Raw genomic sequence first — 18060 nt, forward strand, 5'->3', positions numbered from 1 at the left:
TTATGTCCCAACCTCTTCCTCCCCATGCCCGTAGCCAGACTGCTCTGCATCTAAACCGTATTGCCGAATCAGGCAGCTTTAGCTTGCAAGTCTGCCAAGAATGCCAAACGGTACAGTACCCACCACGTGATGTATGCAGCCACTGCTTAGGGCCACAACTGCAGTGGCAAGCCGTAGAAAGCACCGCCACCTTAGTAGCCCAAAGCACCTTGCATCACAGTAACGAGCCCTACTTTCAAGCCAAACTGCCGTGGCACATAGGTACTGCAAAGCTTGATTGCGGCCCTGTTGCCATCGTGAACTTGCCGGCATCGTTGTCTATTGGCCAACGCCTGCGCGTAGCACTGGAATTAGATGCGTCGCAGAGTGCCGTACTCAACGCTACCCCTATTTGATCGCCCCTACTTCGTCGTGGAACCCTTATGACTACTCCCCATACCGTTATCGTTACTGGCGGTAGTGCCGGTATAGGTGCTGACCTATGCCGCCATTACGTGGCGCTAGGCTACACCGTTATTTCTATGGCTAGGAAAGCACCAGACTGGAGCCATAAGCGCTTGGTGCCTGTACTCGTCGATTTGCTAGACAGCCAAGCAACACAAGCGGCAATTGACGACATTACAGCCAAGTACGACGTTAGCCACTTTGTGCACAATGCAGGGGTAATTTGGCCCAACTTGCTGGAAAACGTCAGCCTAGAAGAACTGCAAGGGCTGACACAAATTCATCTGGGTTCCGCCATCCAAATCATGCAAGCTATTCTGCCGTCCATGCGAGCCAAAAAATTTGGTCGCGTCGTGCTGATGTCGTCGCGTGGTGCATTAGGCTTGCAAACCCGCACCGCCTACGCCGCTACCAAAGCGGGTATGTTAGGCATGGCAAGAACGTGGGCGCTGGAATTTGCCGATCAAGGTATTACGGTCAACGTGGTTGCCCCCGGCCCTATTCAAACACCTATGTTCTATGACGTAGTGCCCGCTGGCAGTGAGCGCGAACAAAATATTGCTGCAGGCATCCCCGTTAAACGCCTAGGTCGCGTCGACGATATTACTCGTGCCGTGCAATTTTTCTCTGATCCAGAAAACAGTTTTGTCACCGGCCAAACCCTGTATGTATGCGGTGGCGCTAGCATTGGCACACTCACCATCTAGGGTTATTTCCTATTCACATGAATTTATTTACCTGTAAACTATCCTCTTATAAATAGTATATAAGGGGGTAAAAACCCCTACGCTTGCCAACCCAGTCCGCAACGGAGACAACATGGACAAAGAATTAGAGGGTACGCAACAAACACACACAACCATAGGCCCACTGCGTTTTGCTGAACGCCTGCTAAATGGTGTGTGCGTCACAATCCTGACGGTAATGGTGATGGTGACCACTATTGATGTGATTGGACGCTATGTCTTTCATGCGCCTATACATGGCGCCTATGAAAGTAACGAGTTTCTATTGGCCATACTGATCTTCTCGGCCCTACCTCAAGTCACCTTGCATAATCAACACTTGACGGTCAGTTTGTTGGATGGCGTATTAAGCAAACGTGCCAAACACCTGCAACGCATGATCATTTCCCTGATCTCAGGTGGCGGGCTGGCTATTTTGAGCTACTACCTGTGGCTGCACGCCCTTCAACTGTCCGACTACGGCGACAGAAGTAACGCCTTAGATATTCCTATCGCGCCCATCGCTTACATCATTTCTGTGCTGACAGGCTTCGCTGCAGTAGCTGCCTTGTCGCAACTGTTCGCTCACCACCGCCAACCCTGACGCACCGGACACCATTATGCTTATTTCCTTGCTTGGACTGATCATCCTGCTGATCAGCCTATTCGTTGGCTTACCCATCGCTTGGGGGATGCTGCTGGTAGGTACGTTGGGCTTTAGCTTCTACACCGACTTTGAAGCCGCCTACACCATGGCTGCCCAAACCGCCTTTGATACCGGCTTAAGCTACAGCTTTACCGTTTTGCCCCTGTTTGTATTGATGGGCAACTTGGTGAACGCGTCAGGTTTATCTAAAGACATGTACACCGCCGCAAATGCCTTCATTGGGCACATGCGTGGTGGTTTGGCGATGGCGACTATCTTGGCCTGTGGTGCCTTCAGTACGTTGTGTGGTTCCAGTATGGCAACCACCGCTGCCATGAGCCGCGTTGCCATGCCTAACATGCGCAAATTCAACTATGACGACCGCTTAGCGGCGGGCAGTATTGCCGCAGGCGGCACCTTGGGTGTGCTGATCCCCCCCAGTGTGATCATGGTGGTTTACGGCATTCTGACTGAAACCGACATTGGCAAACTGTTTGCCGCCGGTGTAATCCCCGGTGCCTTAGCCATTTTGATGTACTTGTTGACCGTACTGGTACTGACTATCATCAACCCTAAACTGGGCATGCCGGGTGCTCGCAGCACATGGAAAGAACGCCTGCATTCTATTAAAGGCATCTTCACCATTACCATCCTTTTCTTAGTAATTATGGGCGGTATCTACGGTGGTATTTTCACGCCTACAGAAGCGGCGGGTATTGGTGCCTTCTGTACCTTCTTAATTACCTTAAAACGTCGTGGCTGGCAGCCTAAGCTGTACTTAACAGTGCTGCTAGAAGCCTCCCACACCACCGCCATCATGTTTGCCTTGGTCATCGGCGCGCTGGTATTTAACAACTTCTTAACCGTCGCTGGCCTGCCTAACCACCTGTTGGCTTTTATTAATGGTTTAGATGTATCACCACTGACGATCATCTTCATCATTTGCCTGATTTACCTGGTACTGGGGTGCTTCTTAGAAACCATGTCCATGGTCATGCTGACCGTGCCTATTTTCTACCCCATTGTGAGCTCGCTAGGCTTTGACCTGATTTGGTTCGGCATCATCGTGGTAGTTGCAGCAGAAATTAGTCTGATTGCGCCCCCACTAGGCCTGAACATCTTCATGATCAAAAACGTCATGCCAGAAATCCCCTTGCGCACTATTTTCTACGGCACCGCTCCCTTTGTGCTGACTGACATTCTGCGCATGGTGCTGTTGATCTTGTTGCCAGGCATGGTGCTTTTAATCCCCAACAGTATGTAGCACCGTCTTTCTCCCAAGGAGAACACTATGAAACTGCTGCAAAAATTAGGACTCACTATGGGCTTTGGCTTGAGTACGTTGGCGGCAACCGCCAGCGTTCAGGCCGAAACACAGGTACTGCGTTTTTCAAACTGGCAAGCACCTACGCATTTCATCACAACTGACATGCTGATTCCGTGGGGGCAAGAAGTAGAAGAAGCCACTAACGGGAGGGTGAAAATTGAATTCATCAACCCTTTGGGCAAACCACAAGCACACGTGGATTTAGTGCGTAACGGTATTGCGGATTTGGGCATGTCGGTACACAGCTACACCGCCAGCCGCTTTCCCATGGTGGAGTTTGCTGAACTCCCCTTCACCACTGAAGACAGCGGCATTAACTCCGTTGCTTACTGGGACACTTACCAGCGCTTCATGTTGGATCAGGACGAGCACCGTGGTTTGAAACTTCTGGGCGCATGGACCAGCCCTGCCTCGGTCATTTTGCTTACCAAAGAGAACGTCACAAGCTTGGATGATCTCAAAGGCGTAAAACTACGTTCGCCCAGTCCCTTGTTCGACTCCATCACCAAAGAACTAGGAGCCACCCCCATCACTGCCCCCGCCTCTGAAGCCTATGAAATGCTCTCCAGAGGGGTAATAGATGGCATGTACTTTCAACACGATCAGATTGATAACTTCAAGCTCGATCGCTTAGTGAAATCTGTAGTGGTAGCACCTGGCGGCTTTGGTAAAACCAGTCAATTCCTCTTCATGAATCCACGCAAATGGGACAGCCTTAGCGCGGAAGATCAGCAAGCCATTTTGTCTGTGTCTGAACGACACATGGCTAAAGCTTTTGGTGAAAAGTGGAATAAATCCGAACAAGACGCCATACAAAAACATGCAGCACAAGGCTTAGCCACTTATAGAGTAGAAGGCGAAACTCTGGATGCCTTACAGCAAAGACTCGCTTTTATTGAATCCAACTGGATAGAAACCGCCAATAAAAAAGGCATTGATGGCCAAGCCGTATTGGACTTCTACCGCGCTCAAATAGCAGCACTCACCCCCCAACCCTAATCCGGAAGTACATATGAAACTATTACAAAAACTAGGGCTCTGTATGGGCCTAGGCTTAAGCACTATGGGCCTTGCCAGCAATGTTCAAGCCGAAACACAAGTACTGCGTTTTTCAAACTGGCTGCCACCAGCACACTACATCGTTAAAGAAATGCTGGAGCCGTGGGCAGAGAAAGTCTCGGAAGTGACTGAAGGCCGCGTCAAAATCGAATTCATTAACCCATTAGGCAAACCCCAAGCACACTTAGACTTGGTGCGTAATGGTATTGCAGACATGGGGATGTCGGTACACAGCTACACCGCTAGCCGTTTCCCTATGATCGAATTTGCAGAAATGCCCTTCACGACTGACAACGGTGAAATTAACTCGGTAGCCTACTGGAACACCTACAGCCAGTTCATGATGGGTGCTGATGAGCACCGTGGTGTAAAACTGATGGGCTTATGGACCAGCCCTGCCACCGTGATCTTCACTACCAAACCAGAAGTCAACAATATTTCTGATCTGTCCGGTTTGAAACTGCGCTCCCCTAGCCCACTGTTCGATGCCATTGGTAAAGCCATGGGCATTGTGACACTGAACGCTCCCGCTTCCGAGAGCTACGAAATGCTGTCGCGCGGTGTGATTGATGGCTTGTACTTCCAGTACGATCAGATTGAAAACTTCAAGTTAGACAAGCTGATTAAAAGCGCTGTAGCCGTACCGGGTGGTTTTGGTAAAAGCAGCCAATTTATGTTCATGAACGAGCGTAAATGGCAGTCATTAAACGAAGCCGACCGTGCTGCAATTGAGCAGATTTCTGGCGAGTACATTGCGCGTGACTTTGGTGGTAAATGGCAAGCGTCTGAAGATGCCGCCATCAAAACACTGACCGATGCTGGCTTGAAAACCTACACTGTAGAAGGCGAGCAATTAGCGCAGTTGCGTAATGACTTGGCCTTTATCGAAACAGACTGGATTGCGGCTGCCGATAAGAAAGGCATCGATGGCAAAGCAGTACTGGAGTTCTACCGCGCTCAAATCGAAACTCTGAGCAACCAATAAGTTTTTATAGTTCCTGCGTTAGCCGACAACCGTTTTGGTTGTCGGTTTTTTTTGTTTTTGACGGTGAAGATTAGAGTGTATTTTAAGGTTGAAGCCATGTGGCTAGGCTGTATTCATTGCACATGATGGGGGACTGCAGAACAACTTTTTGTGATTTGAGATACCAAATCAAAAAAGTTTTCCTCCGCCTCCCCGAAGGGGCTAGCTAGTGATGGGTTTATTGCTTTTTCTTATTTGAACTGGAGATTTTTAAACAAGAAAGCATAGTGCTAGACAAGGGGTGTAATGTCAGCTTACGGCCCAAAGTGGACGGTCACACTACTTACGAGCTAGCTAAGCGGACTATCGAAGTTGGATCCGCTTAAGTGCTATGTTATCCAGAAATTTTGACAATATCTGTGGAGAGAGAAACAAGTGCGAGCAACTGAACTACTAATATACTCAAATAAAAGATGTTCAATTTTTTTGCAGCATTCATTTTTAGAGATTTATGGCTTTGCTCCCTGATAGAGTTTGCAAGCTCAATTTCCGGAGTGAATTTTTTTAGCGATTCTTCAATTTTTTGTGCATGGTGAACAGCGCCTTTAAGCAATTCATGATACCAAAATCTATCCATTAGATAAAAAGCAAGCCAAACAATTACTGAAATGGTCATAAATATTGAGGCAGTAGGTATTTTGTAATCTAAGATACTGACGTAGCCTGCAAATCTGTAGGCAATTGCTGCAGCGCCAAGCAGTACACCAAGTATCGATATTGAGAAACTTCTAATTCTCAAACATAAATCATTGAAATGCATTTGCACATCAACCACTTTCTCCCACATAGAAATTTGAATTTTAAAAAACTCCAATTTATTTTCTTCAGACATAATTCACCTTGTAATTAACTAGATTTTGATGATAGAAAAATTCGTCATTCTTATAATAATTAATGTGACAAAAGCCCTCATAACGAGGGCTTTTTCCTTATGAAACAGAGATTCTTAGTCCTGCTGATCGGCTTTTAGTTTGTTATGTATGTCTGCTATCCAGTCACCAGTCAGAGATACGTTTGCACTAGCCTTGTGAAAGTGAACTAATCGTTAGAAAACCGTATACAGCCGTCTAGGCAGATGATAAATCTACCTCCAACGCCCCTTACGCCAAGCCTCTTGCGCCGCAGGATTTAAAAATGTCCACGCTACAAAGCGACTTTTCTTTTGACCCTGTGTCATTTCCACAGTCCTCACTTTAAACGCATTCGCCTTTCTTAAGGCATGCAATATACCGGGTAAATTAGACTCTTTGGACACCAAGGTACTAAACCAAAACACCTGCCTGCTCACAGCCCTACTCTCTTCTATCATGAGCCGTATAAAGGCTGCTTCGCCTCCCTCGCACCACAACTCCGTACCCTGCCCACCAAAATTCAGCACAGTATTATTGCTTTGCTTTGGCGCAGCTTTGCCTAAACCTCGCCATTTACGGCTTGAGCCACTTAGCGCCTCTGCTCGTGACGCATGAAAGGGAGGGTTGCACAGCGTCAGGTCAAAATAGTCGTTTGTGCTGACAACGCCTTTAAAAATATGCTTCTGCGACTTTTGCTGGCGCAATGTGATCGCTGTAGATAAGCCCTTATTCGCGTTAATAGTGGCTCGTGCTGCTGTCAGCGCATTCGCATCAATGTCTGAGCCTACAAACTGCCACCCATATTCAGCGTGCCCTATTAAGGGATAAATCGTGTTTGCGCCCACACCAATATCTAGCACTCGCACCGCATCGCCTTGGGGAATGACTCCTCTATTGCTGCTTGCCAACAAATCGGCCAGATAATGCACGTAGTCCGCACGACCAGGGATAGGCGGACAGAGGTAATTAGCCGGAATATCCCACTGTTCTATGCCGTAAAAGGACTTCAACAAAGCACGGTTCAAGGTCTTCACTGCAGTAGGATTGGCGAAATCTATGCTTTTATCGCCATGCGGATTCAAGGCTACGAAAGGTGCTAGTTCAGGCGTGTCGTTGATTAGAGCGTCAAAGTCGTAGCGACCTTGATGGCGATTGCGCGGATGCAGTAAAGCCGCTGTTTTGTTTGGTGTTGAAGGCGTAGAAATGGGATTATCTGATTTTGAGGATGGCATTGTGTTTCAACAGGAACCCTTATCGGTTTTCAGGGTTCGTTATGGTAAGTAGGTGCATATGGCGGACATTATAGAATTCATTTATGTTTTGGTTGCTGTTGACCCATGACTCATGCGCAGGGTGGCAGACAAGAGGGTCAATATCGGCTTACGACCCTAAGTAGCCACTCAGTCTTGTGTGCATGATTGAGGGAAAGGAGACCATGATGGCTGTGACTCTAAATGGGCATGCTTTTGCTTCAGCACTGTAAAAGGTGAGTCCAAAGTCCCCAAAGCCACACATATCCAATCGTCCCAATCACCTGCTTGCTTGGACCAGAAAAGAGAGGAACCGCAATGCTTACAAAACTGTCTGAACACCGTTTCCGAGGATGCACAGGACTGTATTGCCTCGTTACCTGCAATGATACATAAGTCGTGACGCGGCACTGCTCCATAGGTAGCAAACGCAGCACCATGACTCTTTTGACATTGTTTGCAGTGGCAATGCGTTACAGCCTTTGGTGATAAGCGCAATTGGTATTTAATTCGCCCACATAGGCAGCTTCCTAGATAAGGCTCCAGATTCAAAAGGCGTATCGTAATCAGCTTGGCCTATACCGCCACGCTAAATATCAACCATGCGTGGTCAGAGGCTCTACCGTCAGCTTAAAACCCATGGCATGAATAACCTTGAACAGCGTCTCGGAGCTGGGCGCACGCTCTCCAGAGAGGCTTTTGTAAAGACTTTCCCTAGACAGTCCGGTGTCGCGGGCCAGTTGAGTCATGCCTCTAGCTCTGGCGATATCGCCCAACGCTGCCGCCAACAGTGCTGGATCACCATCTTCTATGGCAACCTGAAGGTAGGCGGCAATATCGGCCTCATCGTTGAGGTAGTTTGACGCATCAAACGGACGGGTCTTGATCTTGCTCATTTTGTAACTCCTGAGCCAATGCCTTGGCTCGCTCAATATCTTTCTTCTGGCTGGATTTGTTGCCTCCGCCAAGCATCATAATTACTGTACTTCCGTGCAAGATGTAATACATTCGCCAACCTGGACCGAAGGCTTCGCGCATTTCCCAAACGTTATCCCCTACAGACTTATGGTCTCCAAGGTTGCCAAGCGACGCCTTTCGTAGACGAAGCTGTAGCCGCGCACGTGTTGTACGATCTTTTAAGCTACCGAGCCAATGTATAAATTGCTCTGTTTCAATGATGCTGTACATGGACATATTGTAGCCTTGTGGCTACGTTACGCAATAGCTATTTGCATACAGATACTCTAGCCAAACAGATGTCAAAATGAGATCGGACTCTATTCGACCCACCGCGGACGTTTACGCCTCATCCACCAGATGGACTTGCGGCGCGTCATCCTGATTCCAAGAAAACAAAACCAGATGCCATAGACCTGGTGCCGTTCTCGAGGGATCAATCAAGCCGTTTGCCCCACAAGCCACAAGACGATCACGCACTGTCCACGAAGGTGGTGTTGCTCCTTTAGATACCAGCTCTTGCCATGGAGCGATGGCATCTTTAATGCTTACGCCCACCTCGGACAACGCCGACGAATTGCGCAGATCGATAATTTTTTTGGCCACGACATGAACACTGACCACCTCTAACTCACTACTGCGATTCCCCTTGTGAGATTGCATCGCAGCTTCTACCCCTTCGCGGGATGAGCTCAGATAGAGCGTAGGTTGTGTGCTCCTAGAGTAGCGTCCTGCACTTCTAGAACCTGACAACGAATAAGCACGGTACGCAGGATCGATGGCGCGATAGAAAATGCCTTCAATATCAGTAAACATTATTCATTCTCAAAAAATCGAAGAAATACTGTAAAAACAAACCAGCACACCCTCTTGCCTCTGTAACGGTACGCTACCACCAAGGTACGGATGCGGTTTTTCAGTACAATGCTGCATCCAAAACAGCAGCAACATTCAGTACGCGCAGATAAGGTAATTTATATGAGCGATTTCCTCTATGAACACTTCCTCGTGGACCCACGTGTATACCGTGTGGCACGAGCGTTCTGGTTTAAGAAAATAGCACAACTATTCCCTGAACGGAGTGAGCCTCTTAGCCCTTATCTGTCCGATCGGTTCGGAAATGGTGCTCTCTTTTATGATGGAAACCCAATAGTCAATGTGATTAACCGTCAAACAGGGAAAGCAGCTCGCGTGATACAGGAGTCACCAGAGGAGTTCGGGAAGTTTTATTCTTCGTGGGAACAGACCATATCCTTACAACCCGATGCAGAGAGCCCCACCGTTGAAATTCAAGAAAAGGTCATCACCCTCACACTGACAAGCGACTCGCTTGAGAAGGCAATAGCCGAACTGCAGGAATGGCTTAAAGACTAGCTCACACGGGTTCAAGGTCACGAACGCCGCCAGTTCTGGTATGCCTGTGTCAGAGCATCAAAGTCAGCGGCATTGTACGCGTTGTCTAGGTAAGGCTTAAACCACCGTCTGAGAATAGGATTTCACCTGTTAGATAGTCTGATGCCACTAGCATGGCCACAGCCTGTGCAATGTCTTCTGGACTAGCAGCTCTACGCCTAGGGGTCTGCCTCTAACACTTGAACCTATTGCTGGGGTTTTCCCTTGAAATCTAAAGTAATTTCGCTAAGTGGATAGTGCCTGCGGAAAGCGGCTAGACCACGCTTTCACCCCCACCCTACCATCTGTCTCACCCACAATCACAATAACAGTGGAGACAGATCCTCATGTTAAAAAACACCCTCGTGCGTCTTTCCTGTGGCGCAGCAGTACTGATCAGCCATAGCGCTGTTGCCATTGAAGGTAATGGCTTGCCCATCTACCCCGATGGGCTTGAAAACTATATGTCGGGTGCGTTGCCCGGCCCCGGTGTTCATCTGCTGATGTATGCCGGTTCTCTTAGCTACAACTCGGTACGCGATAAACACGGCGATAAGTTACCTATTCAAGATTTCAGTGTGGACGTCAATATGGTGGCACCTCGTGTGATCTGGGTAACTGGGGCTCAGGTCGCGGGCGGTCAATTGGCCTTTCATGCGCTGTTCCCTCTGCTCACGGTTAAAGAAGAGGCGTTCGGCCAGCGTAAGCGTCGCACCGGTTTGGGCGATATCGCCTTTGGCCCCGCCTTGGGCTACCACTTTAGTGAAAATGCCCATGCCGTGGTGGGGGTGGATTTTGTAGCCCCTACTGGCTATTACCGCCAAGACGCGATGGCTAACTTGGGTCGCAACTATTGGACTATTCAGCCAGCCGCCGCTTTTACCTATATGCAGCCTAGCGGCATCAATGCCGACTTGAAGGTGATGGTGGATTTTAACTTCCGCAATAACGACACCCGCACGCGTACCGGCAATGCTATTCACGCCGATTACGCGCTGGGCTATGGCTTTGGTAACGGTTTTGTAGCGGGTGTGGGGGGTTACGCCTATCAACAAATTGCCAGTGACTCTGGCCCTCGTTCGGGTGATGGCCGAGCCCGTGCGTTCGCGATTGGCCCATCTCTGCGCTATGCCAACGCCAATGGCTGGTTGTTTAGCGCCAAGTGGCAACAGGATTTCGGTGTACGCAGCCGCCCTAAAGGGCATCAGTTGATGCTTAAAGCGGCCATCCCCTTCTAACGCCTATTTCACGACGAGACAATTATGAAAGGTTTACAAGACAAGGTTTTTATCATCACCGGTGGCGCTACCTTAATTGGTACGGGCGTGGTGGATGTGCTAACAGGTTACGGCGCTCGTGTCGCTATTTTTGATATTGATGAAGCCGGTGGCGAGATTGCGGCAGGTAATGATCCCAAACACTGCAAATTCTGGCGCACTGATATCACCGATGATGCGGCGATTAGTCGCACTATCTCGGCAGTGAATGCATACTTTGGCCGCATTGATGGGCTGGTGAACTTAGCCTGCTCGTACGTAGACGAGGGCATGAATTCGTCTAGACAAGATTGGCTGCAAGCGCTGGATATTAATGTGGTCAGCGCAGTTGCCATGAGCAAGGCTGTACGCCCCTATCTGATTGAGCAACAAGGCGGTGCGATTGTGAATTTCACTTCGATTTCTTCTTCCGTTGCGCAAACGGGGCGCTGGCTGTACCCCGTGTCTAAGGCCGCTCTGGTGCAGTTAACTAAAAGTTTGGCGATGGACTTCGCCCCCGACCACATTCGGGTGAACTCGGTGTCGCCGGGCTGGACGTGGTCCAAGGTGATGCATTCACTCACCAATGGTAATCGCTACAAAACCGATAAGGTGGCCGCCCCCTTCCATCTATTAGGTCGCGTGGGCAACCCCGAGGAAGTGGGCGAGGTGGTGGCCTTCTTGTTGTCTGACGCCGCTAGCTTTGTGACGGGAGCGGACTATGCCGTGGACGGCGGGTATTCCGCCATGGGCCCAGAACAAAACGTTCCCGCCATTCCCAAACTTGCCCAATAACGCTATTTCAGTAAAAAAATTAGGAGACTCTTATGCGTAAAGTTGCCATTATTGGTGGTGGTCAGGCGGGTATGCCCGTTGCTTTTGGCCTATTAGACAAAGGCTACGATGTAGCGCTCTACACCAACCGCACCCCCGATCAAATTCGCCAAGGACGGGTCATGTCCAGCCAGTGTATGTTTCCCCATGCGCTGGATGTGGAACGACGCCTAGGCATCAATCACTGGGATGAGGAATGTCCCCCCGTTGAAGGTATTGGCTTTGCCCTACCCAACCCCGACAAACCAGACACCAAACTGTTGGACTGGGCCAGCCGCATTGAACGCCCCGCCCAAGCCACTGATCAACGGTTAAAAATGCCCATATGGCTGGAAGAGTTTGAGCAGCGTGGTGGCCGTTTGGTTTTTGAAGACGTAGGCGTAGCCGAACTAGAACGTATTGCCGAGGAACACGAGCTAACTATTCTGGCCGCGGGTAAAGGCGAAGTGGTGCGTTTGTTTGAGCGTGATGCAGAACGTTCCCCTTTCGATAAACCACAACGTGCATTAGCCCTGACCTACGTACACGGTTTGGAACCCATGCCAGAGTTCTCGCGGGTGTCGTTTAACTTCATCCCCGGTGTGGGCGAATACTTTGTGTTTCCCTCCCTCATCTTGTCTGGCCCCTGCGACATCATGGTGTTCGAGGGCATTCCAGGCGGCCCATTAGACCGCTTCCGCGATACCACCTCGCCACAAGACCACCTAGAACGCAGCGTGTCTTTCTTGCAAGAATTTTTGCCATGGGAAGGCGACCGTTGCCGCAATGTAGAACTGACTGACGACCAAGGTTATTTGGCAGGCAGCTTCCCGCCCTCCGTTCGTAAACCTGTGTTGACGCTACCTTCTGGACGCATCGTATTAGGCATGGGTGATGCAGTAGTGGTGAACGACCCTATTACGGGTCAAGGCTCTAACAATGCCGCCCGTTCTGCCCAAGTGTATTTGGACAGCATTTTGGCACGTGGCGAGCAAGCTTTTGACCGTGAGTGGATGCAATACACCTTTGATACCTACTGGAACTACGCCGGTAAAGTGGTGGCATGGACAAATTCCATGTTGCTGCCTCCAACGGAATCCGCACTGTCTCTATTAGGCAATGCCGCCAGTTCACCACGTATGGCTAGCTTTTTAGCCAATGCCTTCAATAACCCTACCACCCTGTTCCCCGCTTGGACTGATGTGTCAGCCGCGCAAGCGCTGATTGCCAAACTGGCCGAAGAACAGACTACGGCTGCTTGATCATAAAGGAGAGATTGCCATGTCCACACAGGCTGAACTGGTTAAGGAAACGGTCACTTTTGATAGCCGCACCTTCAGGCAAGCGCTGGGGCACTTTCCTACGGGAGTTGCCATTGTTACCACGCGTAGCCCCGAAGGACGGCCTGTAGGTCTGACCATCAACTCCTTTGCTTCGCTGTCCTTAGACCCTCCCTTGGTGCTGTGGAGCTTGGTGAAACACTCACCTAGCCTCGCTTTTTTTCAAGACTGTAAACACTTTGCTATTCATGTGATCAGTCAGCACCAAGTAGAGGCAGCGCTAGGCTTTGCCAATTCGCGTACTGAAGACAAGTTTTCACTGGTCAGCCACTCTAGTAGTGATGAGGGTATTCCCGTGATTGATGACTGCATTGCCACCTTTATCTGCGAAAATCACAACCAACACGATGGGGGTGACCACACGCTATTTATAGGCAAAGTCATACGTCACGATACGGAGCCCACCTTAGCACCTGCGGTGTTTCACCGTGGTGGTTTTACCCATCTACAACAACAATCAGGAGACTAATTCATGCAGCAACATCAGGATGTGGTCGTTGTGGGCAGCGGTATCAACGCGTTATGTTGTGCCGCACTGCTTGCCTGTAGAGGGTTAACCGTAACCGTACTAGAGCGCAACGCTGTAGCGGGTGGCTGCATTCGCACCGAGGAGCTCTTCCCCGGCTTTACCCACGATGTGTTTTCCAGCTGGTATCCCCTGTTTGTAGGGGGTGCCGCATATGCTGAGTTGGCACAACCGTTGGCGGATGCAGGTTTGCGCTTTGTGTCAGGCAACTACAGTACCGGGTTAGCTACTCCGCACGGCACCGGTATTGCGTTGCGCCAAGATATTGCCGATACCGTACAGCGCCTAAATGCTATAGCCCCCGGTGATGGCGATGCCATAGGGCAAGCTGCGAATCAGATCTTCGGCCCTGATGCAGGCTTGGTGTTTGGGCTAATGGGCAACGACCCCTACAGTTGGAAAACCAGCAAATTGCTGTTTTCGTCTTGGCGACAACGTGGCCTAGACGGCATGATGCACTTTGCGTCTGAGTCCTTAGAAAACTTCAGACGCTGGGCTGAATACGCCTTGCAACATGACTTAAGCCGCGCCCTGATTGCCCCTTGGGTATTACACAGTGGCTTAGGCCCAGACGAAGCGGCGTCCTCCCTCATTGGCAAACTCACCTTCTCGGCAGTGGTCGCAGGTGGCATGCCAGTGGTAGAAGGCGGTAGCTATAACTTAGTAGAGGCCTTCATTCGTGTGATTGAATCGCGGGGCGGCCAACTGTTGACGAATCAAGACGTGGAAGAAGTCTTAGTAGAAAACGGCAAGGCCATAGGCGTACGCACCACCACGCAACAGCGCTATCTAGCGAGCAAAGCTGTAGTCTGTAACGTTACCCCCAATCAACTGTACGAAAAACTGCTGCCCCAAGCGGACGACAGCCACAAGCAAATGGCGCGTCGTTACCGCTATGGGCGGGGTGGCATGCAAATACACTTCGCCTTAAAAGAGCGCCCCCAGTGGCTCAACCCCGAGCTACTGAACGTGCCTATGGTGCACGTGACCGAAAGCATGGAGCAAGTATGTGCCTCGGTAGTAGAGGCCAATAATGGCTGGTTGCCTGCAAAGCCTACTCTGGCTGTAGGCCAACCCGTTGCGGTAGACCCTAGTCGCGCACCGGATGGCAGTTGGATACTGTGGGTGCAAATGCAAGACATGCCTTCTTCTGTGAAAGCAGATATGGGCAACGAGCTGCCTATTCCAGCAGATGGCCGCTGGAACGACACCTTACGCGACGGCATGACAGAACGGGTACGACAGCGCTTAGAAACCGTGATGCCTGGTTTTAGCGAACATATTGTTGGCTGCAAAGCCTACAGCCCAGCAGATTTAGAGGCATGGAATATTAACTTGGTGGGTGGCGACCCGTATTCAGGGGTGTGTTCGCCTGACCAGTTTTTCTTTATGCGTCCATTTGCGGGCGATAACAAAACCCGTACGGGGCGCACGCCTATTTCTAATCTGTTCCAAATAGGCGCATCGGTGCACCCAGGGCCTGGTTTAGGTGGTCAATCGGGGTATTTGGCGGCTCAACGCATCCGCAAAGCCTAAGACAAGGCTAAAGCGTACTGTGACGCACGCGCTGCAAACTTTGACTGGGTGTTTCACCAAAACGGTCACGGTACGCAGCGCTAAAACGTCCTAAATGGGCAAAGCCCCAACGTAGCGCGATATCGGCAACGGAGCATTCAGCAGAGTCGCCGTGCGTCAGTAAGTCGGCACGTACACGATCTAAACGCAGTTGGCGCAAATACTGCATAGGGCTAACGCCACAATGTTCTTTAAACGCCACCTGCAAGGTACGTACGCTCACCTGCGTTTGAGCAGCCAACACATCCAGATTAATAGGCTGATCTATGTGTTCGTGTAAGTAGTTTTCCACCTGCTTAATGTGGCGCGGCAAAATAGCGCTGCGCACGCGGTTAAAACCCGACTGTTGTACGGGCGGATGCTCACCTAACAAGGTGGTCACTACCAGTTGTTCTAATTGCCGTATCAATAAAGGAGAACGCTGCATGGTAAGCGAGTTACGCGCACAATCTACTAAGTAACGCAGCATTAACTGCCAACTGACGGATTTATGGCATTCGAACTTGGCCGGAAAATGCACCCCACTCACTAAGGTGTCTACCCCTAAGTCTTGAGCTGTTTGCTCTAGCAACAATCGATCAATTTTGATCATGATTTGTTCGTTACTAGCTTGCCAGTTCATGTCTATCTCAGCATTGGGGCTTAGCACCGAGGCCACACCCGGCATGGAATCTACTTCTTCCCCCCCACAGCGCACGGTAGCTTGACCATATTGTGGGATTTGAATGAGGTAATAATCCACTAGGTCGTCTGGCTGAATACGCACATGAGCACCGTAGCCTAGGCGTATCACATCTACCTGACCAAAGTTGGCATGACGTATACACGACTGCAAGCTGCGCGCCTTCAACACGCTTAGCTTGTGAGGGGTCAGCATGTTACTGATCAACGTTTGCACCTGATCAGCACTGGAAGACATTACGTTTTCCCAAGAAACAGAATCAGTACTCATGACAGATACTCGGAAAACCCATTAACCCAGACTTTAGGCCGTATTGGCTAAAGACCTCTTCTGCATTGCAGTAGAGATAGTTTAGTTATAAAGTATATAGATCCCTATACGTATATTCCCCAACAGCTGTAACACTGTTGATTCACAGGAGACACGATTCACCATGCAGCACGATTACCATACTTATGAACCTAGCCAAGGGCACGGCCTACGCTACGACCCCATCAGCGCGATTGTGGGCCCACGCGTGATAGGCTGGATTGGCACGCAAAATGCAGCAGGTGAAACCAACTTAGCACCGTACAGCTTCTGTAATATTTTCAATTACCGCCCACCCATCATTGCGTTTTCTAGCGTGGGCTACAAAGACAGCGTACGTAACGCGATTGAAACTGGGGTCTTTACCTGGAATCTGGCAACCCGTCCTTTAGCCGAGCCCATGAACCTCACCAGTGTTGAGCGCCCAGTAAACGAGTTTGAGCTTAGCCAACTCACCCCTATCACCAGCCAACACATTACCGCACCACGCGTGGGTGAAAGCCCAGTGTCTCTAGAGTGCCGTGTCACCCAACATTTCCCGCTGCAAAAGCTAGACGGGCAAACCGATACATGGATGGTGTTAGGCGAAGTGGTGGCCGTGCATATTTCTCCTACGCTGATTAAAGACGGCGTCTACCATACCGCCGCCGCACGCCCTATTTTGCGTGGTGGTGGCCCTGGCGACTTCTTTGAAGTCTCAGACCAAACCCTTTTTGATATGCGTAGACCCAGCTAACTTCAGCCCGCTTACCTTCACCCTCAAGGCACTAGCGCAAACCCCTAGGTGCCTTTTTTTTATTTCATCATTAATATATTTAGTATTAAAAATATGAGAACAAATACATTAATAACACAGCCCTTGAGGAACGGAGACAACCATCATGATCAAACGCACACTATTGGGTGCCGCCCTACTGTCGTGTAGTTTCTTTAGCGTTCATGCTGAAGAAGTCACACTAAAGGCCGTCAGTGCCTTTAACACCGATACCTTCTTCACCGACCGCTTTAAAGTCTTTGTCGATAAGGTGAACGAGGACGGTAAGGGCTTAGTACAAATCCAATTTTTAGGTGGCCCCGAAGCGGTACCTACCTTTGAAGTAGGCAATGCGGTGCGTGCAGGTGTGGTGGATCTGGCCAATAGCTCTGCCGTGTTTCACGCCAACTTGGTACCTGAAGCCTTGGCCATGACGCTCACGGACCGCTCTATTCAAGAGCTACGCGCCAATGGCGGCCATGCGCTCATGGACAAGCTGCACCAAGACAAAGCCAACATGCTGTGGTTGGCCCGTGTTACGGACGGCTTGCAATACCACATCTACACTAACAAGCCAGTTAGCCAAGCCAGCGATTTGAAGAAAATGAAGCTGCGTAGCGTCCCTACATACTTGGCTTTTTTCCAAGCGCTAGGGGCTTCTGCGCTACAAGTGCCACCGGGTGAGGTCTACACCGCGCTTGAGCGTGGCGTGGTAGATGGCTACGGCTGGCCATCGGTAGGGGTGCTGGATTTAGGCTGGCAAGAAAAAACCAAATACCGTATTGATCCCGGCTTCTACAACGTGGAAGTGAGCTTGTTCATGAACAAAAATAGCTGGAACAAGCTAGATGATGCCCAAAAAGCCTTCCTACAAGAAAAAATCGAATGGGTAGAGTCCTTAAATCAAGAAGACCTACAACGTGCTGAACAAGAAAAAGCACGCCAAGCCGAAGCCGGTGTAGAAACCATCACCTTATCGGATGAAGCTGGCCAAGAGCTACGCGCTATTGCTTATAAAGCGGGTTGGGATGGCATCGCCAAATCCAGTCCAGCGCATGCAGCCGCCTTGCAAGAACTGTTCGGCGACGACGTGCCGTAATGCCTTCCTAGCCAGACCTGCCCCTGCGCGG

Annotated in this window: 21 protein-coding genes and 1 pseudogene; 14 read left to right on the forward strand and 8 right to left on the reverse strand. The window is 50.1% G+C overall.

The genetic code is table 11. The features are described 5' to 3' along the window. Positions 1-2 precede the first annotated feature (2 nt). From GY634_RS13045 to GY634_RS13070, 6 genes are all read left to right on the forward strand, one after another. On the forward strand, positions 3-395 hold the full coding sequence (locus GY634_RS13045; RefSeq protein WP_242683707.1) for a Zn-ribbon domain-containing OB-fold protein: 393 nt from the start codon (positions 3-5) through the stop codon (positions 393-395). Between the two features lie 27 nt (positions 396-422). After that, entirely contained in the window at positions 423-1151 is a 729-nt protein-coding gene (locus GY634_RS13050; RefSeq protein ID WP_166409170.1) for an SDR family oxidoreductase, read from the forward strand. 112 nt (positions 1152-1263) lie between these two features. Then, positions 1264-1773: a TRAP transporter small permease gene (locus GY634_RS13055; protein ID WP_166409171.1), complete on the forward strand. Its 510-nt coding sequence runs from the start codon at positions 1264-1266 to the stop codon at positions 1771-1773. Positions 1774-1789: 16 nt separating this feature from the next. Continuing rightward, the gene (locus GY634_RS13060) at positions 1790-3079 is read left to right on the forward strand and encodes a TRAP transporter large permease (protein WP_166409172.1); all 1290 of its coding nucleotides are present in this window, start codon (positions 1790-1792) and stop codon (positions 3077-3079) included. Between the two features lie 27 nt (positions 3080-3106). Next, complete coding sequence (locus GY634_RS13065; RefSeq protein WP_166409173.1) at positions 3107-4141, forward strand: TRAP transporter substrate-binding protein; 1035 nt, start codon at positions 3107-3109, stop codon at positions 4139-4141. Between the two features lie 13 nt (positions 4142-4154). After that, a complete protein-coding gene (locus GY634_RS13070; RefSeq protein WP_166409174.1) occupies positions 4155-5186 on the forward strand; it encodes a TRAP transporter substrate-binding protein in 1032 nt (343 codons plus the stop codon). A 373-nt stretch (positions 5187-5559) separates the two neighbouring features. Here the strand turns inward: GY634_RS13070 and GY634_RS13075 are convergent, their stop codons facing one another. The 6 genes from GY634_RS13075 to GY634_RS13100 form a co-directional block, all read right to left on the reverse strand. Further along, positions 5560-6057, reverse strand: coding sequence for a hypothetical protein (locus GY634_RS13075; protein ID WP_166409175.1), 498 nt, complete (start codon positions 6055-6057; stop codon positions 5560-5562). A 252-nt stretch (positions 6058-6309) separates the two neighbouring features. Further along, positions 6310-7308, reverse strand: coding sequence for a 23S rRNA (adenine(1618)-N(6))-methyltransferase RlmF (gene rlmF / locus GY634_RS13080; protein ID WP_166409176.1), 999 nt, complete (start codon positions 7306-7308; stop codon positions 6310-6312). 168 nt (positions 7309-7476) lie between these two features. Beyond that, positions 7477-7878 carry a GFA family protein gene (locus GY634_RS13085; RefSeq protein WP_341352830.1) on the reverse strand — a complete coding sequence of 134 codons (402 nt, stop codon included), beginning with the start codon at positions 7876-7878 and terminating at the stop codon, positions 7477-7479. Positions 7879-7922: 44 nt separating this feature from the next. After that, entirely contained in the window at positions 7923-8222 is a 300-nt protein-coding gene (locus GY634_RS13090) for an addiction module antidote protein (RefSeq protein ID WP_166409177.1), read from the reverse strand. Beyond that, positions 8194-8514, reverse strand: coding sequence for a type II toxin-antitoxin system RelE/ParE family toxin (locus tag GY634_RS13095; protein WP_166409178.1), 321 nt, complete (start codon positions 8512-8514; stop codon positions 8194-8196). Before GY634_RS13095 ends, GY634_RS13090 begins: the two co-directional genes overlap by 29 nt. A gap of 111 nt (positions 8515-8625) precedes the next feature. Continuing rightward, positions 8626-9099 (reverse strand): RES family NAD+ phosphorylase, encoded by a 474-nt coding sequence (locus GY634_RS13100; protein ID WP_166409179.1) that lies wholly within the window; start codon positions 9097-9099, stop codon positions 8626-8628. Between the two features lie 162 nt (positions 9100-9261). Between GY634_RS13100 and GY634_RS13105 the strand changes: the two genes are divergently transcribed. After that, entirely contained in the window at positions 9262-9657 is a 396-nt protein-coding gene (locus GY634_RS13105; RefSeq protein WP_166409180.1) for a hypothetical protein, read from the forward strand. Positions 9658-9742: 85 nt separating this feature from the next. Here the strand turns inward: GY634_RS13105 and GY634_RS17270 are convergent. After that, positions 9743-9865: pseudogene (locus GY634_RS17270) on the reverse strand (SDR family oxidoreductase); the annotation flags it as partial. A gap of 157 nt (positions 9866-10022) precedes the next feature. Between GY634_RS17270 and GY634_RS13115 the strand changes: the two are divergent. The 5 genes from GY634_RS13115 to GY634_RS13135 are packed head-to-tail and all read left to right on the forward strand — an operon-like array spanning position 10023 to position 15146. Then, positions 10023-10913, forward strand: coding sequence for a SphA family protein (locus tag GY634_RS13115; protein WP_166409181.1), 891 nt, complete (start codon positions 10023-10025; stop codon positions 10911-10913). Between the two features lie 24 nt (positions 10914-10937). Further along, complete coding sequence (locus tag GY634_RS13120) at positions 10938-11726, forward strand: SDR family oxidoreductase (RefSeq protein ID WP_166409182.1); 789 nt, start codon at positions 10938-10940, stop codon at positions 11724-11726. 32 nt (positions 11727-11758) lie between these two features. Further along, a complete protein-coding gene (locus GY634_RS13125) occupies positions 11759-13006 on the forward strand; it encodes a styrene monooxygenase/indole monooxygenase family protein (RefSeq protein ID WP_166409183.1) in 1248 nt (415 codons plus the stop codon). Between the two features lie 19 nt (positions 13007-13025). Then, positions 13026-13553, forward strand: coding sequence for a flavin reductase family protein (locus tag GY634_RS13130; RefSeq protein ID WP_166409184.1), 528 nt, complete (start codon positions 13026-13028; stop codon positions 13551-13553). A gap of 3 nt (positions 13554-13556) precedes the next feature. Continuing rightward, positions 13557-15146, forward strand: coding sequence for a phytoene desaturase family protein (locus GY634_RS13135; protein WP_166409185.1), 1590 nt, complete (start codon positions 13557-13559; stop codon positions 15144-15146). Positions 15147-15153: 7 nt separating this feature from the next. Here the strand turns inward: GY634_RS13135 and GY634_RS13140 are convergent, their stop codons facing one another. Next, entirely contained in the window at positions 15154-16137 is a 984-nt protein-coding gene (locus tag GY634_RS13140) for an AraC family transcriptional regulator (RefSeq protein WP_166409186.1), read from the reverse strand. Between the two features lie 163 nt (positions 16138-16300). Here GY634_RS13140 and GY634_RS13145 point away from each other — a divergent pair, with 163 nt between their 5' ends. Then, on the forward strand, positions 16301-16912 hold the full coding sequence (locus tag GY634_RS13145; protein WP_166409187.1) for a flavin reductase family protein: 612 nt from the start codon (positions 16301-16303) through the stop codon (positions 16910-16912). A gap of 145 nt (positions 16913-17057) precedes the next feature. After that, positions 17058-18029, forward strand: a complete 972-nt coding sequence (gene dctP / locus GY634_RS13150) for a TRAP transporter substrate-binding protein DctP (protein WP_166409188.1) — start codon at positions 17058-17060, stop codon at positions 18027-18029. The last annotated feature ends 31 nt before the right edge of the window (positions 18030-18060 follow it).

It is taken from the genome of Paenalcaligenes suwonensis (assembly GCF_011290505.1).
GTDB classification, from domain to species: domain Bacteria; phylum Pseudomonadota; class Gammaproteobacteria; order Burkholderiales; family Burkholderiaceae_B; genus Paenalcaligenes; species Paenalcaligenes suwonensis.

Excerpts from the sequence above, each read along its gene's own strand:
- GY634_RS13075 (WP_166409175.1), bottom strand. The coding sequence starts at position 6,057 with ATGTCTGAAGAAAATAAATTGGAGTTTTTTAAAATTCAAATTTCTATG.
- GY634_RS13070 (WP_166409174.1), top strand. The coding sequence starts at position 4,155 with ATGAAACTATTACAAAAACTAGGGCTCTGTATGGGCCTAGGCTTAAGC.
- GY634_RS13105 (WP_166409180.1), top strand. The coding sequence starts at position 9,262 with ATGAGCGATTTCCTCTATGAACACTTCCTCGTGGACCCACGTGTATAC.
- GY634_RS13060 (WP_166409172.1), top strand. The coding sequence starts at position 1,790 with ATGCTTATTTCCTTGCTTGGACTGATCATCCTGCTGATCAGCCTATTC.
- GY634_RS13045 (WP_242683707.1), top strand. The coding sequence starts at position 3 with ATGTCCCAACCTCTTCCTCCCCATGCCCGTAGCCAGACTGCTCTGCAT.
- GY634_RS13090 (WP_166409177.1), bottom strand. The coding sequence starts at position 8,222 with ATGAGCAAGATCAAGACCCGTCCGTTTGATGCGTCAAACTACCTCAAC.
- GY634_RS13125 (WP_166409183.1), top strand. The coding sequence starts at position 11,759 with ATGCGTAAAGTTGCCATTATTGGTGGTGGTCAGGCGGGTATGCCCGTT.
- rlmF (WP_166409176.1), bottom strand. The coding sequence starts at position 7,308 with ATGCCATCCTCAAAATCAGATAATCCCATTTCTACGCCTTCAACACCA.
- GY634_RS13135 (WP_166409185.1), top strand. The coding sequence starts at position 13,557 with ATGCAGCAACATCAGGATGTGGTCGTTGTGGGCAGCGGTATCAACGCG.
- GY634_RS13050 (WP_166409170.1), top strand. The coding sequence starts at position 423 with ATGACTACTCCCCATACCGTTATCGTTACTGGCGGTAGTGCCGGTATA.
- GY634_RS13140 (WP_166409186.1), bottom strand. The coding sequence starts at position 16,137 with ATGAGTACTGATTCTGTTTCTTGGGAAAACGTAATGTCTTCCAGTGCT.
- GY634_RS13130 (WP_166409184.1), top strand. The coding sequence starts at position 13,026 with ATGTCCACACAGGCTGAACTGGTTAAGGAAACGGTCACTTTTGATAGC.
- dctP (WP_166409188.1), top strand. The coding sequence starts at position 17,058 with ATGATCAAACGCACACTATTGGGTGCCGCCCTACTGTCGTGTAGTTTC.
- GY634_RS13100 (WP_166409179.1), bottom strand. The coding sequence starts at position 9,099 with ATGTTTACTGATATTGAAGGCATTTTCTATCGCGCCATCGATCCTGCG.
- GY634_RS13120 (WP_166409182.1), top strand. The coding sequence starts at position 10,938 with ATGAAAGGTTTACAAGACAAGGTTTTTATCATCACCGGTGGCGCTACC.
- GY634_RS13095 (WP_166409178.1), bottom strand. The coding sequence starts at position 8,514 with ATGTACAGCATCATTGAAACAGAGCAATTTATACATTGGCTCGGTAGC.
- GY634_RS13115 (WP_166409181.1), top strand. The coding sequence starts at position 10,023 with ATGTTAAAAAACACCCTCGTGCGTCTTTCCTGTGGCGCAGCAGTACTG.
- GY634_RS13055 (WP_166409171.1), top strand. The coding sequence starts at position 1,264 with ATGGACAAAGAATTAGAGGGTACGCAACAAACACACACAACCATAGGC.
- GY634_RS13145 (WP_166409187.1), top strand. The coding sequence starts at position 16,301 with ATGCAGCACGATTACCATACTTATGAACCTAGCCAAGGGCACGGCCTA.
- GY634_RS13065 (WP_166409173.1), top strand. The coding sequence starts at position 3,107 with ATGAAACTGCTGCAAAAATTAGGACTCACTATGGGCTTTGGCTTGAGT.